General features: G+C 68.3%; 13 protein-coding genes. 7 read left to right on the top strand and 6 right to left on the bottom strand.

Annotation, left to right across the window (positions count from 1 at the left end):
• Nucleotides 1–72: 72 nt before the first annotated feature.
• Complete coding sequence (locus tag ACZ5ZX_RS26650) at nt 73–504, bottom strand: DUF3052 domain-containing protein (RefSeq protein WP_061984298.1); 432 nt, start codon at nt 502–504, stop codon at nt 73–75.
• A gap of 402 nt (nt 505–906) precedes the next feature.
• On the opposite strand from ACZ5ZX_RS26650, the gene aceE reads away from it, so the two are divergent.
• Together aceE and ACZ5ZX_RS26640 are read left to right on the top strand one after the other, a co-directional pair.
• Nucleotides 907–3,702, top strand: a complete 2,796-nt coding sequence (gene aceE, locus ACZ5ZX_RS26645; protein ID WP_465504700.1) for a pyruvate dehydrogenase (acetyl-transferring), homodimeric type — start codon at nt 907–909, stop codon at nt 3,700–3,702.
• Between the two features lie 122 nt (nt 3,703–3,824).
• Entirely contained in the window at nt 3,825–5,036 is a 1,212-nt protein-coding gene (locus ACZ5ZX_RS26640; protein WP_465466534.1) for an alpha-hydroxy acid oxidase, read from the top strand.
• 17 nt (nt 5,037–5,053) lie between these two features.
• On the opposite strand, the gene ACZ5ZX_RS26635 is transcribed toward ACZ5ZX_RS26640, so the two are convergent.
• Both ACZ5ZX_RS26635 and ACZ5ZX_RS26630 read right to left on the bottom strand, forming a co-directional pair.
• Nucleotides 5,054–5,695 (bottom strand): nicotinamide mononucleotide transporter family protein, encoded by a 642-nt coding sequence (locus tag ACZ5ZX_RS26635; protein WP_465504699.1) that lies wholly within the window; start codon nt 5,693–5,695, stop codon nt 5,054–5,056.
• Nucleotides 5,696–5,921: 226 nt separating this feature from the next.
• The gene (locus tag ACZ5ZX_RS26630; protein WP_465504698.1) at nt 5,922–6,659 is read right to left on the bottom strand and encodes a mechanosensitive ion channel family protein; all 738 of its coding nucleotides are present in this window, start codon (nt 6,657–6,659) and stop codon (nt 5,922–5,924) included.
• A gap of 329 nt (nt 6,660–6,988) precedes the next feature.
• Between ACZ5ZX_RS26630 and ACZ5ZX_RS26625 the strand changes: the two genes are divergently transcribed.
• The 5 genes from ACZ5ZX_RS26625 (at nt 6,989) to ACZ5ZX_RS26605 (ending at nt 12,297) form a co-directional block, all read left to right on the top strand.
• Nucleotides 6,989–8,203, top strand: coding sequence for a PucR family transcriptional regulator (locus ACZ5ZX_RS26625; protein WP_465504697.1), 1,215 nt, complete (start codon nt 6,989–6,991; stop codon nt 8,201–8,203).
• A gap of 582 nt (nt 8,204–8,785) precedes the next feature.
• Nucleotides 8,786–9,712, top strand: coding sequence for an ACP S-malonyltransferase (locus ACZ5ZX_RS26620; protein WP_465504696.1), 927 nt, complete (start codon nt 8,786–8,788; stop codon nt 9,710–9,712).
• On the top strand, nt 9,709–10,692 hold the full coding sequence (locus ACZ5ZX_RS26615; protein WP_465504695.1) for a beta-ketoacyl-ACP synthase III: 984 nt from the start codon (nt 9,709–9,711) through the stop codon (nt 10,690–10,692). The genes ACZ5ZX_RS26620 and ACZ5ZX_RS26615 overlap by 4 nt, the downstream gene beginning before the upstream one ends.
• Before the next feature lie 68 nt (nt 10,693–10,760).
• Entirely contained in the window at nt 10,761–11,006 is a 246-nt protein-coding gene (locus tag ACZ5ZX_RS26610) for an acyl carrier protein (RefSeq protein WP_004559006.1), read from the top strand.
• Nucleotides 11,007–11,046: 40 nt separating this feature from the next.
• Nucleotides 11,047–12,297, top strand: coding sequence for a beta-ketoacyl-[acyl-carrier-protein] synthase family protein (locus tag ACZ5ZX_RS26605; RefSeq protein WP_465504694.1), 1,251 nt, complete (start codon nt 11,047–11,049; stop codon nt 12,295–12,297).
• A gap of 89 nt (nt 12,298–12,386) precedes the next feature.
• On the opposite strand, the gene ACZ5ZX_RS26600 is transcribed toward ACZ5ZX_RS26605, so the two are convergent.
• The 3 genes from ACZ5ZX_RS26600 to ACZ5ZX_RS26590 all read right to left on the bottom strand — a co-directional run bounded on the left by ACZ5ZX_RS26600 (nt 12,387) and on the right by ACZ5ZX_RS26590 (nt 15,952).
• On the bottom strand, nt 12,387–14,747 hold the full coding sequence (locus ACZ5ZX_RS26600; RefSeq protein ID WP_465504693.1) for a cation-translocating P-type ATPase: 2,361 nt from the start codon (nt 14,745–14,747) through the stop codon (nt 12,387–12,389).
• A 66-nt stretch (nt 14,748–14,813) separates the two neighbouring features.
• Nucleotides 14,814–15,407, bottom strand: a complete 594-nt coding sequence (locus tag ACZ5ZX_RS26595; protein ID WP_465504692.1) for a hypothetical protein — start codon at nt 15,405–15,407, stop codon at nt 14,814–14,816.
• 41 nt (nt 15,408–15,448) lie between these two features.
• Nucleotides 15,449–15,952, bottom strand: coding sequence for a DUF3145 domain-containing protein (locus tag ACZ5ZX_RS26590; RefSeq protein WP_145926758.1), 504 nt, complete (start codon nt 15,950–15,952; stop codon nt 15,449–15,451).
• Between the last annotated feature and the right edge of the window lie 95 nt (nt 15,953–16,047).

Raw genomic sequence — 16,047 nt, 5'->3', positions numbered from 1 at the left:
GCGGTTTCCTCTCAAGAGCGAACAGGGGCCTGCGTCGACAACCCTATCGTGTCGATCGCACGGCCTTCGAGGTCACCGCTTGGTCTTGGACGACTTCGGCGACACCAGCCGGGTACCCGCCCACTTGGGGCCGGCGCTGATGTTGGCCGTCTGCGCCAATCCGACCTGCGGCACCGCTTCGGCGATCTCGCTCGGCTCGACATGTCCGGGCTGTCCCGTCTTCGGGGTCAGCACCCAGATCACGCCGTTCTCGTTCAAGGGGGTCCGGACCTCGATCAGCGTGTCTCCGAGATCACCGTCGTCTTCGCGCCACCACAGCAGCACCACGTCGATGACCTCGTCGGCGTCCTCGTCGAGGATGTCGCCACCGATCTGCTCCTCGATCGCCGCACGAAGATCGTCATCGACGTCCTCGTCCCAGCCGATCTCCTGGACCACCATGTCCGGCTTGATCCCAAGCCTTTCGGCGACGCTGTTCTGATCAGCGTCTCCCGCGGCGACCACTGCTGTCACTCCTCCAACTACGACGGAGCGTGATGTCGCCTCGGCCGGATCGACCGGGCGGGCACCACACTCGGGTACACGATGCCCGTTAGCGAACACTGGTGAGGCGCTGCGCGCAACCGTCCACACCGGATCTTGAACAACTCGTGTCGCAGCGTACGGACATTCGGCCTACTCGCGCGAGGCGAATCCAGGCGCACTTGGGCACCCCGGAGAGCCCTGCTTTAGGGTGGGGGAGAAAACGCGCGCGCGAATACAGGCGCGCGCGAGGCGTGTCGCAATCGGGTCCGCGAACGTTACCGATCAGTAGCGGTGACGTGAACGGAATCCGAGTACGACGATGGAAGGCGAACACGCCCGCGTACGAGCACAACCAGCTACCACCTTTCGCAAGGAGACCCCTTGGCCCCGCAGAACGACGGCGCCTCCGGCAAGGAGACCCCGGCACGCGTCCGCGTCATCCGTGACGGATTGGCGGCGCACCTGCCCGACATCGACCCGGAGGAGACTGCCGAATGGCTGGACTCCTTCGACGAGGCGCTGGCCAGGGGTGGTCAGCAGCGCGCCAGGTACCTGATGCTGCGCATCCTCGAGCGGGCCAGGGAACGCCACGTCGGCGTTCCGGCGCTGACGTCGACCGACTACGTCAACACCATCCCCACCGAGAACGAACCCTGGTTCCCCGGTGACGAAGAGATCGAACGCCGCTACCGCGCGTACATCCGGTGGAACGCCGCGATCATGGTGCACCGCGCGCAGCGTCCCGGTGTGGGCGTCGGCGGGCACATCTCGACCTACGGCTCGTCCGCGGCGCTGTACGAAGTGGGCTTCAACCACTTCTTCCGCGGCAAGGACCACTCCAGCGGCGGCGACCAGATCTTCATCCAGGGTCACGCCTCCCCCGGCATCTACGCCCGCGCGTTCCTCGAGGGCAGGCTGACCGAGAGCCAGCTGGACGGGTTCCGCCAGGAGTACTCGCACGCCGGTGAGGGCGGCGGCCTGCCGTCGTACCCGCACCCGCGGCTGATGCCGGAATTCTGGGAAAACCCCACAGTGTCCATGGGGCTCGGCCCGATGAACGCGATCTACCAGGCGCGGTTCAACCGCTACCTGCGCGATCGCGGCATCAAGGACACCAGCGATCAGCACGTCTGGGCGTTCCTCGGCGACGGCGAGATGGACGAGCCGGAATCGCGCGGCCTCATCCACGTGGCCGCGGGCGAAGGCCTCGACAACCTGACCTTCGTGATCAACTGCAACCTGCAGCGGCTCGACGGTCCGGTGCGCGGCAACGGCAAGATCATCCAGGAGCTGGAGTCGTACTTCCGCGGCGCCGGCTGGAACGTCATCAAGGTCATCTGGGGCCGCGAGTGGGACTCGCTGCTGCACGCCGACCGTGACGGCGCGCTGGTCAACCTGATGAACACCACGCCGGACGGCGACTTCCAGACCTACAAGGCCAACGACGGCGCCTTCGTCCGTGAACACTTCTTCGGCCGCGACCCGCGGACGAAGGAGCTGGTCAAGGACCTCTCCGACGCCGACGTCTGGAACCTCAAGCGCGGCGGGCACGACTACCGCAAGGTCTACGCGGCCTACAAGTCGGCGCTGGAGCACCACGGCCAGCCGACGGTGATCCTGGCCCACACCATCAAGGGGTACGGCCTCGGCCCGTCCTTCGAGGGCCGCAACGCCACGCACCAGATGAAGAAGCTCACCCTCGACGACCTCAAGCTGTTCCGGGACGCCCAGCGCATCCCGATCAGCGACGAGGAACTCGAGCGCGACCCGAAGCTGCCGCCGTACTACCACCCGGGCAAGGAATCGCCGGAGATCGAGTACATGATCGGCCGCCGCAAGGCGCTCGGCGGGTTCCTGCCGGAGCGCCGCCCGAAGGCCGCGAAGGCGCTCGTGCTGCCCGGCGACAAGGTCTACGAAGGCATCCGCAAGGGCTCGGGCAAGCAGGAGGTCGCCACCACGATGGCGTTCGTCCGGCTCGTCCGCGAGCTGGCGAAGGACTCCGAGATCGGCAAGCGGATCGTCCCGATCATCCCGGACGAGGCGCGCACCTTCGGCCTCGACTCGATGTTCCCCACGGCCAAGATCTACAACCCGCACGGCCAGACCTACACGTCGGTCGACGCGAGCCTGATGCTGGCCTACAAGGAGTCCGAAAAGGGCGTCATCCTGCACGAGGGCATCAACGAGGCGGGTTCGACCGCGTCGTTCACCGCCGTCGGCACCTCGTACGCCACACACGGCGAGCCGATGATCCCGATCTACATCTTCTACTCGATGTTCGGGTTCCAGCGGACCGGTGACGGCCTCTACGCGGCGGCGGACCAGATGGCCCGCGGGTTCGTGCTCGGCGCCACCGCCGGCCGCACCACGCTGACCGGTGAGGGCCTGCAGCACGCCGACGGGCACTCGCTGCTGCTGGCGGCGACCAACCCGGCCGTCGTGGCCTACGACGCGGCGTGGTCCTTCGAGATCGCCCACATCGTGCGGGACGGTCTCCGCCGGATGTACGGCGAGACCGGGCCGGACGGCAACGGCGAGAACATCTTCTACTACATGACGATCTACAACGAGCCGTACCAGCAGCCCGCCGAGCCGGAGAACCTCGACGTCGACGGCCTGCTCAAGGGTCTGTACCGCTACGCCGAGGCCCCGTCGGGCGACGGTCCGGAGGCGCAGATCCTGGTGTCCGGCGTGACCATGCCGGACGCGCTTCGCGCCCAGCAGATGCTGGCCGAGGAGTGGGGCGTCCGCGCGGCCGTGTGGTCGGCGACGTCGTGGACCGAGCTGCGGCGCGAGGCCGTCGAGGTCGACCACGACAACCTGCTCCACCCGGGCGACTCCCCGCGTGTGCCGTATGTCACGCAGAAGCTGTCCGGCGTGAACGGCCCCGTCGTCGCCGTGTCGGACTGGATGCGCGCGGTACCGGATCTGATCCGCCCGTGGGTGCCTGCCGACATGCTGACGCTGGGCACCGACGGGTTCGGGTTCTCCGACACCCGCCCGGCCGCCCGGCGGAAGTTCCTGGTCGACGCGCAGTCGATCGTGGTCGGCACGCTGAGCGCGCTCGCCAAGCGCGGCGAGTTCGACCAGGCGAAGGTGGCGGAGGCGGCGCGCAAGTACCGCCTCGACGACGTCGCCGCCGCGGGTCCGCAGTTGTCGGACTCCGGCAGCGCCTAGCCATGTTATGAACGGGACTTTCATTGCAAATTTTGCAATGAAAGTCCCGTTCATTGCATCCGGCACCGGACCAGCTAGGCTGAGACATCGGATGTTTACTGGAAAGCGGGAAGGGTGAGCGTGTGACCAAGCGTCGACTGCCGAAGCCGAGTGAGCTGAAGCAGATCCTGCGGCCGAAGCCGATCGTGCTCAACCCGACCGAACGACGGCTGGCGAGCGCGCACACGATCGCCGACCTGCGGATGATCGCCCGCAAGCGGACACCGCGGGCGGCGTTCGACTACACCGACGGCGCCGCGGAGCTGGAAGACAGCCTCCGCCGCGCCCGGCAGGCCTTCCGCAGCGTGGAATTCCACCCGAACGTCCTGCGCGGCGTGTCCGATGTGGACACGAGCAGGGAGATCCTCGGCAAGCGTTCGGCGCTGCCGTTCGCGTTCGCGCCGACCGGGTTCACGCGGATGATGAACCACGAAGGCGAGTCCGCGGTGGCCCGCGTCGCGCAGCGCAACGACATCCCGATGGGATTGTCGACCATGGCGACGACGTCGATCGAAGACCTCGCGGCGGCCGCGCCCGAGGCCCGCAAGTGGTTCCAGCTCTACGTCTGGCGCGACCACAAGGCGGGCGAAGATCTGATGAATCGCGCCTGGGCCGCCGGGTTCGACACGCTCATGCTGACGGTGGACACCCCGGTCGCGGGCGCGCGGCTGCGCGACGTCCGCAACGGGCTGACCATCCCGCCCGCGCTCACCCTCAAGACGTTCGCCGACGGCGCGATGCATCCGGCGTGGTGGTTCAACCTGCTGACCACCGAGCCGCTGACCTTCGCGTCGTTGAGCAACTTCGACGGCACGGTCGCCGAGCTGCTCAACAAGCTCTTCGACCCGACCCTGAACTTCGACGACCTCGACTGGGTCCGCCAGACCTGGCCGGGCAAACTCGTGGTCAAGGGCATCCAGAACGTCGACGACGCGCGTGACGTGGTCAAGCACGGCGCCGACGCGGTCCTGCTGTCCAACCACGGCGGCCGTCAGCTCGACCGCGCGCCGACCCCGATCGAACTGCTCCCGGCGGTACTCGACGAGATCCAGGGCACCGCCGAGGTGTGGGTCGACACCGGCATCCTCTCCGGCGGTGACATCGTGGCCGCGATCGCGCGCGGCGCCGACGCGGTGCTCATCGGGCGCGCGTTCCTGTACGGCCTGATGGCCGGTGGCGAACGCGGGGTCCAGCGGTGCGTGGACATCCTGCGCGCCGAGATCGTCCGGACCATGCAGCTGCTGGGCGTCCGTACCCTCGCCGACCTCAAGCCCTCGCACGCGACCATGCGCTGACCCTCACGCGTTGCGGGTCAGGCGGAGGCCGTGGTGGCGCTGGAGGGGGCGGTGCGGACCTGCTTCGCCGTGCGGTTCCAGCTCCACCAGCCGTGGACGACCAGACCGGCGAACACGATGTACACCGCGGCCGAGAAGTACAGGCCCGAGGAGAGCTGCAGCGGCACGCCGATCGCGTCGACGACCAGCCACACCAGCCAGAACTCGACCAGACCCGCGCCCTGCGCGGCGAAGGCGACCAGGGTGCCGACAAAGATCGCGGCGTCCGGCCATGGTGCCCAAGAGGCGTCCAGCGCGTCGAGGACCAGCGCCATCGCGGTGGTGCCGATCGCGAACGCCCCGAGCATCGCCAGCCGCTCGGAGAGTCGTCCCTTGCGGACGACGACGCCATAGATCGGATCGCTGCGGCGGGACCAGGCCCACCAGCCGTAGATCGAGATGAGGAGGATCGCGACCTGCCTGGTGGCGAGCCCGCCGAGATGCGCCGAAAGGTAGACCGAGAACAGCAGCACGGTGGCGCCGACCTGGACCGGCCAGGTCCACAGCGTGCGGCGTTGTGCCAGGAAGACCACGGCCAGCGCGAAGATCTGCCCCGCCAGCTCGGCGAAGGAAATCCACTGTCCGAGCACCGTGACACCGTTGTGCAGCAGGAAGTCCACGTCCGCGCCCCTCTCCGTCTACCGCTCCAACATGCTCCGCCGCGTCGCCATTCCCTAGGGAGTGTGAGGTGCGGAACAGAGAACCGGCTGGAGAGCCGCTGAAGTGGCGTAGCCGAGCCCCGCCCAGTACGACGAAGGGGCCCTCTGCCGCGTGTTGAGCGGCGAAGGGCCCCTTCGGGTCCACACGGGCCCGGTGCCTTCCTCGATCACCGGGCCCGCGGGATGCTCAGGAATCTACGCGACCGATGCCCACGGGTGACGTCGGCGGTTCCGAACGGACTTCCCGCTTGCCCGCCGGGGGCTCCAGCTGGCCCTGCAGGTTGGCCAGCCAGCCCTGCCAGCGCTCCTGTGCCGGTTTGATCAGGCCACCGCCGAAGCCGACGACGATCACGCCGCCGATGGTGGCGAGCACGGCGACCAGAACCGGCCCGGTCACGGCTGTCGCGATGTTCACCTGGCCGAGCGCGGCGATGACGCCGAACGCGACGATCATCCAGTACGCGATGGTGCCGAGCAGCCGTCCGGCGGGGCGGGTCGACAGCGCGCCGGTCACCAGGTCGCGGACGACCTTCGCGACGGCGGCCGCGACGATCACCAGCACCAGCGCCACCAGGATCCGCGGCAGGAACGCGATGATGTCGTTGAGCAGCGCGCTGACCGGATTGCTCTCACCGAATACACCGAACGCGAGTTGCAAGGCGATCAGGAGAATGAAGTAGTACACGAGTTTGACGAGGATCCCACCGGCGTCGACATTCGCTTGTTTCAGCGTTCCGGTGAGTCCGGTCTTCTCGATGAGCTTGCCGAAACCGATCTTCGACAGAACCAGTCCCAATGCCTTTGACACGGCCTTCGCGATCAACCATCCGATGAGCAGGATGATCAGGAAACCGACCAGTTTCGGCACGAAGGTGGCGACAAGGTTCCATGCTTGCCCCAGACCGTCTTTCAGCTGCTCGCCCACGGCGAACTCCCTCCTCTGCGATCCGCGCCGCACCTGGCGCGGCTTGCGAGGGATCGTTGATCACGAGCACCTCACCGGCAACTCGGCACCCCACGATCGAGTGAGTGAACTAGCGGGAAAAGATCCACAAGTCCCATACTTGTTCTACCGGTGGGGACCGGGGAGACGAGGCCGTCCGGCGCAGCGAAAAACGCTTGCGTCGGGCGGCCTCGAGTTTTATGCAAACACCTTTCACAATTCGCTCACCGTGACTGTCCACTTCGGACAATCAGGCGGAAAGGCCGCAGGACGACGGGCATCAGGACCGGTCGGACTAGGATCGGCTGACCATGGCTGATGCGACTTCCGGACGGCGTGTGCCCAAGCACCACGGGCTGTCCGCCAAGACCCTCCGGCGGCTCGACCACGCCTCCGGCCGGCTCGCGAGCGCGAGCGTGGCGGTGATGGAGGAACGGCTGAGCTGGTTCGCCCGCCTTCCCGCCGACCAGCGCGCGAGCGTCCTGCTGATCACCCAGGCGGGTGCCGCCGGATTCGTCGACTGGCTCCGCGACTCGAAGGAGGCCCTCTCCCTCACCACCGAGGCGTTCCGCGAAGCGCCCGCCGAACTGTCCCGCTGGGTGAGCCTGCGGCAGGCGGTCGGCATGGTGCGGCTCGCGATCGAGGTGTTCGAGGAGCAGCTGCCGGAATTCGCCGCGAGCGAAGCGGAGCGTGCCGCGCTGATCGAGGGGATCCTGCGCTACGGCAGGGAGATCGCGTTCGCCGCCGCCAACTCCTACGCGGCCGCCGCCGAGGCGCGCGGCGCCTGGGACGCGCGCCTGGAGGCGCTGGTCGTCGACGGCATCGTCCGCGGTGACGCCGAGGAGGCGGTGCTCTCCCGTGCCGCCGCGCTCGGCTGGGATCCGGCCGCGCCCGCCACCGCGCTGGTCGGCACCCCGACCTCGGACGACCCGCCCGCGGTCGTGTTCGAGGTCCGCAGCCGCGCCGCGCGGGTCGGCCGCCCCGTCCTCCTTTCCGTACAGGGATCCCGGCTGGTCGTGGTCGTCGCCGGGCCGACGGACGGCAGCGTCAAGGACCGCGAAATCCTGACCAAGCTCTCCGTCGCCTTCGCCGAGGGGCCGGTCGTCGCCGGCCCGACGGTGCCCACCCTCGCCGAGGCGCACCACAGCGCCACCGAAGCGCTCTCCGGCCTGCGCGCCGTCGTCGGCTGGCCCGGTGCGCCGCGGCCGGCGAGATCGATCGACCTGCTGCCGGAACGCGCGTTGTCCGGCGATCCCGAGGCAGAACGCCTGCTCGTCGAGCAGATCGCCCGGCCGCTGGAGGAGGCGGGCCCGGCACTGCTGCGGACGGTCGAGACCTATCTCGACAGCGGCGGCGTGCTGGAAACCTGCGCGCGGACGCTGTTCGTGCATCCGAACACCGTCCGGTACCGGCTGCGGAAGGCGGCCGAACTCACCGGCCGCCACGCCGCCGAATCACGCGACGCCTGGGTGCTGAAGGTGGCGCTGACCGTCGGGCGCCTTGCCCGGGCGCGAGGGCTCTGGTGACCGGGTCACGTTGGTCGTGAGTGGTCAATGAGGGTTATTGAGGGGTAAGTCAAACGTGGCGTAATCGGCTCGCTGCCTGGCGGCAGGCGAGGACCTCCCCGTTGAGGCGGGGGCGTCGCGCGACTGTCCACAAGGGACACCTTTCGGAGATTTGGCGTCCGATTGATGACGCTATGTGCGGTTCCGCGTGGCGTCGTGAGTGGCAAATAGGGTTAGAACCCTCATTGCCACTCACGACGGTCCAGCGACCCAGGCCGACGTGACCGAAGCTGAGGCGACCAAGGTCTTTTGATCTTTTGAGGTGCCGCGTTTTGCCCGAAGGGCTCGCGAACAGGGCGGCGGGCCGCCTCAGCACCCGCTCCAGCCGACCCCGCAAAGTCACGGCCCGGCGACGTGTTCGTGATCGCGGCATAACCAGTCCAGTGACGGACTTCATAGCGAAAGCTGATTGAACCCGACAAGGCTTTTGGGTTAAGAGCGGAGATCAGGAAGAGCCTTTTGGAGGGTTTCTACAATTACCTCGGCCGGACTTGGTGAGCGTCGGCATCACGACCATGGTGGCCGAGAGTGTTCCCTTGAGAGGTGACAGCAGCAGTCCTCGCCCCCGGTCAGGGTTCCCAAGCCCCAGGCATGCTCTCCCCTTGGCTCGAGCTCGACGGTGCCCGCGCGCGCGTCGAAGCCTGGTCCGAGCGCGCCGGTCTCGATCTCGTCCGTCTCGGCACCGAAGCGGACGCCGAAGAGATCCAGGACACCGCGATCACGCAGCCGCTGATCGTGGCGCTGTCCCTGCTGGCGTTCGAGCACCTGCAGCGTGAGGCGCCGGTCGCCGCGGACGCGCCGGTCGCCGGTCACTCCGTCGGCGAGCTGGCCGCCGCCGCCATCGCCGGGGTACTGAGCCCTGAGGACGCCGTCGCGCTGGCCGCCGTCCGCGGCGCGGAGATGGCGAAGGCGTGCGCGCTGGAGCCCACGAGCATGGCCGCGGTCATGCTCGGCGACCCGGAGCAGGTCGTCGCCTGGCTCGAAGGTCACGGTCTCGCCGCGGCGAACCGCAACGGCGCGGGGCAGATCGTCGCCTCCGGCTCCGCCGACGCGATCGAGAAGATCGTGGCCGAGCCGCTCGAAGGCACCAAGGTCCGCGCGCTCAAGGTCGCCGGCGCGTTCCACACGTCGTACATGGCACCCGCGCGTGAGGCGCTGGCCGCCCACGCTGCGAAGATCACCCCGGCGGACCCCACCCGTCCGCTGCTGTCGAACGCCGACGGCCAGGTCGTCACCGGCGGGGCCGAATACCTCGACCGGCTGGTCAAGCAGGTCACCAGCCCGGTGCGCTGGGACCTCACCATGGACGGGCTGGTTTCCTTGGGTGTCACTTCGACGCTCGAACTGCCGCCGGCGGGGACGCTGACGGGACTGGTCAAGCGACAGCTCAAGGGAACCGTGACCACCACCATCGCACTGAAGACGCCCGCCGAGCTGGCGAAGCTTCAGGGGCAGGAGGACGCTTCGTGACCGACCGATCCACCTTGCGGCAGGCGCCGGGCGCCGCCGGGACCCGCATCCTCGGGGTCGGGAGCTTCCAACCCGAGAAGATCGTGACCAACGACGATCTCTCGAAGATCATGGACACCAACGACCAGTGGATCCGCGACCGCGTCGGCATCATCGAGCGCCGGTTCGCCGAAAAGGACGAGTCACTGGTCGACATGGCGGTCAAGGCAGGCACGGCCGCGCTGGCCGACGCCGGCGTCGATCCGTCCGAAGTGGACACGGTCATCCTGCCCAACTGCACGATGCCCACCCAGATCCCGAACGCCGCCGCCCAGGTGGCCGACCGGATCGGGATCACGCATCCGGCCGCGTTCGACCTCAACGCCGCCTGCGCCGGCTTCTGCTACGGCCTCGGCGTCGCCTCGGACCTGATCCGGGCGGGCAGCGCGAAGAAGGCACTCGTCATCGGTGCCGAGAAGCTCACCGACCACGTCGACCCGGTCGACCGCGCGAACGCGATCATCTTCGCCGACGGCGCCGGTGCCGCGGTGGTCGGCGCGGCCGACACCCCGCAGATCGGCCCGGTCGCCTGGGGCAGCGCCGGCGAGCACGTCGACCTCATCTACATGCGCGACGACAAGTGGATCTACCAGGAGGGCCAGTCGGTCTTCCGGTGGGCGACCACCCAGATCGCGCCGATCGCGCTGCGGGCACTGGAGCTGGCCGGGCTCGAACCGTCCGATGTGGACGTGCTGATCCCGCACCAGGCCAACCTGCGCATCGTCGAAGCCATCGCCAAGAAGCTGCGTGCCAAGGGCGGCCGCGAGGACATGGTCGTGGCCGACGACATCAAGTACTCGGGCAACACCTCGTCCGCGTCCATCCCCCTCGCGCTGGACCACATGCGCAAGGCGGGCACCGTGAAGTCCGGCGACGTCGTACTCGCCGTCGGCTTCGGGGCCGGACTCTCCTACGCGGGCCAGACCTTCATCTGCCCGTGATGAATACTTCCCCTGCGGACGCCGTGTCCGCGGGGCAGCCGAAAGCATCACCGAGAAGGGAACAACCAGTGGCAGACAACGCAGAGATCCTCGCCGGCCTCGCCGAGATCGTCGAAGAGGTCGCCGGTGTGGCGCAGGACGACGTGACCGCCGAGAAGTCCTTCGTGGACGACCTCGACATCGACTCGCTGTCCATGGTGGAGATCGCTGTTCAGGCCGAGGACAAGTTCGGCGTCAAGATCCCGGACGACGAGCTGGCGAACCTGAAGACCGTTGGCGACGCGGTGAACTACGTGTCGGCCAACTCCAAGTAATTCCCAGTTCTTGATTGGCGCCGACCTTGGGGAGACACCAATGAGCAACATCGACGTCGTGATCACCGGGATGGGCGCCACCACGCCGCTCGGCGGGGACGTCGCGTCCACGTGGGACGGTCTGCTCGCCGGGGCGAGCGGGATCCGCCGCATCGAAGCCGACTGGGTCGACGAACTCGACCTGCCGGTGAAGATCGGCGCCATGCTCGCCGTGGACCCGTCCGAAGTCCTGCCTCGGGTCCAGGCTCGCCGTCTGGACCGCTGCGAGCAGGTGGCCCTCATCGCCGCACGTCAGGCATGGGCGGACGCGGGGTTCACGCAGCCGACCGATGAACATCAGGACGTGGTCCCCGAGCGCCTGGGGGTGACCATCGGCACCGGTGTCGGCGGTCCGGTCACCCTGATCTCCCAGAACGACCTTCTGCACAAGCAGGGACTCCGCAAGGTTTCCCCGCTGACCGTGCCGATGCTGATGCCGAACGGCCCCGCCGCGCACGTCGGGATCGACCTGAAGGCCCGCGCCGGTGTGCACTCGCCCGCGTCGGCCTGTGCGTCGGGCGCGGAAGGCATCGCCGCCGGCTACGAGATGATCCGCTCGGGCCGCGCCGACGTCGTGGTCGCCGGTGGTGCCGAATCGTGCATCCACCCGATCACCCTCGCCGGTTTCGCGCAGGCGCGGACGGTGTCCACCCGCAACGACGATCCGACGAAGGCGTCCCGGCCGTTCGACGTGAACCGTGACGGTTTCGTCCTCGGCGAGGGTTCCGGTGTCGTGATCCTGGAGCGGGCGGACCGGGCGAAGGCCCGCAACGCGCGGATCTACGCGCAGCTGAGTGGCTACGGGATCACCTCGGACGCCTACCACATCACGGGCAACCACCCGGAGGGCATCGGCCAGATCGCCGCCATGCGGCAGGCGATGACGATGGCCGGGGTCTCCCCGGCCGACGTCGGCCACGTCAACGCGCACGCGACCTCCACGGTCGTCGGTGACGTCGGCGAGGCCGCGGCGATCCGCAACGCCATCGGCGATCACACCGTGGTGACCGCGCCCAAGGGCGCGCTCGGCCACCTGGTCGGTGGTGCGGGCGCGGTCGAGGGCATCGCCACGATCCTGGCGATCTACCACGGCCTGATCCCGGCGACGCTGAACCTCGAGGACCTGGACCCGAAGGTGCAGCTCGACGTCGTCTCCGGCGAGGCCCGCAAGGTCGAGCTGGGCGCGGCGATCAGCAACTCGTTCGGCTTCGGCGGCCACAACACGGCGCTGCTGTTCACTCCGGCGGCCTGAGGCCGGTTGTAAGTACGTGAAGGCCCCTTCACTGCGTCTAGCGCAGTGAAGGGGCCTTCACGTACTTCTGGGCCGCGGCAAAGGGACGGTCAGGCTTCTGAGCGCTTCACCAGATGCCGCCCGATCCACCAGGCCGCTTCCACCAGCACGATCCCCACCCCGGCACAGGCGAACGCCGAGAGCGTGTACGCGCTGACACTCGGGTCCAGCGCGAAGAACTTCTGCGTGAACGGGATCAGGAACAGCGCGAGGGTCAGCACGACCATCCCGCCGATCAGGCCGATCTTCCACCACCGGTACGGCCGCGCGACGATCCCGAGCACCCACAGCGCGATCGTGATGAGCGTGATCAGCGCTGTCGTCCCCGCCTGGATCTTGTCCACTTCGGACTGTCCCGATCCCTTGTAGACCAGCAGGTAGCTGACGAACGTCGCGGCGGCGATGACCAGCCCGGCCGGTACGGCCATCCGCATCACCCTGCCGACGAACCCGGTGCGGGCGCGTTCGTTGTTCGGCGCCAGCGAGAGCACGAAGGCGGGCAGGCCGATGGTGAACCACGCGGTGATCGTGATGTGCCGCGGCAGGAACGGGAACGGCACCTGCGCGATGCCGACCATCAGCGCCAGCAGCACCGAGTAGACCGTCTTGGTGAGGAACAGGTTCGAGACACGCTCGATGTTGCCGATCACCCGGCGCCCCTCGGCGACGACGTGCGGCAGGGTGGCGAACTTGTCGTCCAGGAGCACGATCTGCGCGACCGCGCGGGTGGCCGGGCTGCCGGCACCCATGGCGACGCCGATGTCCGCGTCCTTCAGCGCGAGGACGTCGTTGACGCCGTCGCCGGTCATCGCGACGGTGTGCCCCTTCGACTGCAGCGCACCGACCATCGCGCGTTTCTGCAGCGGCGTCACCCGGCCGAAGACGGCGCGATCTTCCACCGTCTCGGCCAGCTTTTCGGCATCGTCCGGCAGCTTCCGCGCGTCGACGGGCTTGTCCGCGCCCGGCAGATCGAGGGTGCCCGCGACCGCGCCCACCGAGATGGCGTTGTCGCCGGAGATGACCTTGACCGCGACATCCTGATGCGCGAAGAAGTCCAAAGTGTCCTTCGCGTCGGCGCGCACCTTCTGCTCCAGCACCACGAGTGCCACCGGTTCGATGTCGCCGGGGCCCTCGGCCGCGTCGACGGCCCGTTCGGCCCGGCCCAGCAGCAGGACACGCAGACCACGCGAGCCGATCTTCTCGGCCTCCGCCCGGTGTTCCCCTTCGGGCAGCAGGACGTCGGCCGCGCCGAGCACCCAGTCGCCGTCACCGCCGAACGACGCGCCACTCCACTTGCGTGCCGAGGAGAACGGCATCGTCGTGGAGACCCGCCAGCCCGGATCGGCCGGGTACGCCTCCGCGATCGCCTGCAGGCTCGCGTTCGGCCGGGGGTCGGCGGCGGCGAGCGCGGCCAGCACGGTGTCCACCGGATGTCCCGGGGTGATTTCCCGGACCTCGGAAAGCCGCATGGCGTTCTCGGTCAGCGTGCCGGTCTTGTCCGCGCACACCACGTCGACCCGGGCGAGTCCCTCGATCGCGGGCAGTTCCTGCACCAGACACTGGCGCTTGCCCAGCCGGATGACGCCGACCGCCAGCGCGACACTGGTCATCAGCACCAGGCCCTCGGGCACCATCGGCACGAGCGCCGCGACCATGCCGCGCAGCGCGTCCGGCCACGCCTGGTCGCCCGCGAGCTGGTTGTAGATGGTCAGCGCGCCCGCCGGAATGAGCAGGTAGGTGATGAACTTGAGGATCTTGTCGATGCCCTGCCGCAGTTCCGACTTCACCAGGGTGAACTTGCTGGCCTCCGCGGCCAGTTTCGCGGCGTAGGACTCGTCGCCGATGATGTCCGCGCGGTAGGTGCCGCTGCCGGCGACGACGAAGCTGCCGGAGAGCACCTTGTCGCCGGGCTGCTTGACCACGGGATCGGATTCGCCGGTGAGCAGCGACTCGTCGACCTCCAGCGCTTCGGCCGTCAATGTCGGACCGTCGACGACGATCTTGTCCCCCGGCCCCAGTTCGACGAGGTCGCCGAGTACGACGTCCTCCGGCGCGATCTCGGCACTCTGCCCGTCACGACGGACGGTCGGTTTCGCCTGTCCCACGATCGCGAGCCGTTCCAGCGTCCGTTTCGCCCGGAGCTCCTGGATGATGCCGACCGCGCTGTTCACGATGATCAGTCCGCCGAACAGCCCGTCGATGAAATACCCCGTCGACAGGATGAGCACGAACAGGACCCCGTAGATCGCGTTGATCCGGGTGAAGACGTTCGCGCGGACGATCTCGCCGGTGGTCCGGCTGGTCTTCGTCGAGACCGAGTTCGTCTGGCCCGCGGCGACCCGCTGGGCGACCTCTTCGCTGGTGAGCCCCCTCGAGGCGTCGGTCAGCAAGGCCGGCTGATCAATTGCCATGCCCGCGACTCTATTCCGCCTCCGCCCGCGCACGCGTCAGCCTGAGGGACCATGTCGCCCCTTACTTCAGCATCTTTCGTGTTCGGGATTGGTACCGCCATCGGTGGTGTCCACGCGCCAGGTTCCGTTCTCCAGCCGCAGCGGCAGCACCAGCCGCCAGCGGATACAGCCCTCCGGCAGGTACACCGGCGCGTCGTCGACGTCCTGCGTACTGGTGAAGGCGACGAGTACCCGGAGCGAGCCCGGCGAGCCCGGCTCGATGCGGTAGACGAGGATGCTGCCGTCCCGAGTGGACTGATAGTCGTTCTTCCACTCCGAGGAGGTCTTGGTCTTGGCCCGTTCCCGGCTGACCACCGAAGTCCACTTCGGATAGTCGCGATTGTTGATGGAGTCGAAATACCCCTGCAGCACCTGACGGACGCTCTGGTACTGCGGATGCGCGAAGACGTCGGGCGTGACTTCGACGACAGGCGAACCAGGCTGTGCCTCCGGGGCGACCGGCGACGGCGAGTCGCTGACGACCGGATCGGTGGACGCGGCCTCGGGACGGCGGTAGAGCTCGCGCGCCAGCAACCCGATGCCGACGGTCAGGGAGATCACCACCACGAGGACGGGGATCAGCCACCGCTGGCGAGAGGTGGGGCGAGGCTGGGCGGTCACCCTGAAAGGTTAGCCGCCCGCCTCTTCCGTCTTCACGCCGTCTACCCGACCTGATGCAGCCAGGTGACCGGAGCGCCGTCTCCGGCGTGCCGGTACGGTTCGAGCGCTTCGTCCCAATTGGCGGCGAGGAGCTCGTCGAGCTTGTGCGCCAGGGATTCACCGGTGCGGACCTTGCTCACGAGAGCGCGCAACTGGTCCTCACCCACGACGATGTCGCCGTTGGCACTGGTCCTGCCGTGCCACAGGCCGAGGCCGGGGGCGAAACAGAACCTCTCACCGTCGACCCCCGCACTGGGCTCTTCGGTGACTTCGAACCGGATCATCGGCCACGCCTTGAGCGCGGACGCCAGCTTCGCGCCGGTGCCCGAAGGCGCGCGCCAACCACATTCGGCGCGGAGCTGTCCTGGACTGGCGGGCTGCGCCGTCCACTTCAACTCGACTCGGGCACCCAGGGTGCCCGAAATGGCCCACTCGACGTGCGGACAGACCGCAGACGGCGACGAGTGGACGTACACCACGCCACGGGTGTTGCCACGGGTGCTCACTGCTGACCTCCGCTACTCGACGAGGGGCGTCTTCCCCTACGACCTCGCGAGCTGCGCTGGTCAGGTGGCTCGTGCCGCCGCCCGATACGCGTGAG

The sequence above is a fragment of the Amycolatopsis sp. NPDC033938 genome (assembly GCF_055575975.1).
Note: the sequence above shows the minus strand (reverse complement) of the source record. Positions and strands in the feature narration are given on the sequence as shown.

Bases quoted from the DNA above. Each gene is read 5' to 3' on its own strand.
- ACZ5ZX_RS26605 (WP_465504694.1), top strand. From the start codon at position 11,047: ATGAGCAACATCGACGTCGTGATCACCGGGATGGGCGCCACCACGCCG.
- ACZ5ZX_RS26625 (WP_465504697.1), top strand. From the start codon at position 6,989: ATGGCTGATGCGACTTCCGGACGGCGTGTGCCCAAGCACCACGGGCTG.
- ACZ5ZX_RS26600 (WP_465504693.1), bottom strand. From the start codon at position 14,747: ATGGCAATTGATCAGCCGGCCTTGCTGACCGACGCCTCGAGGGGGCTC.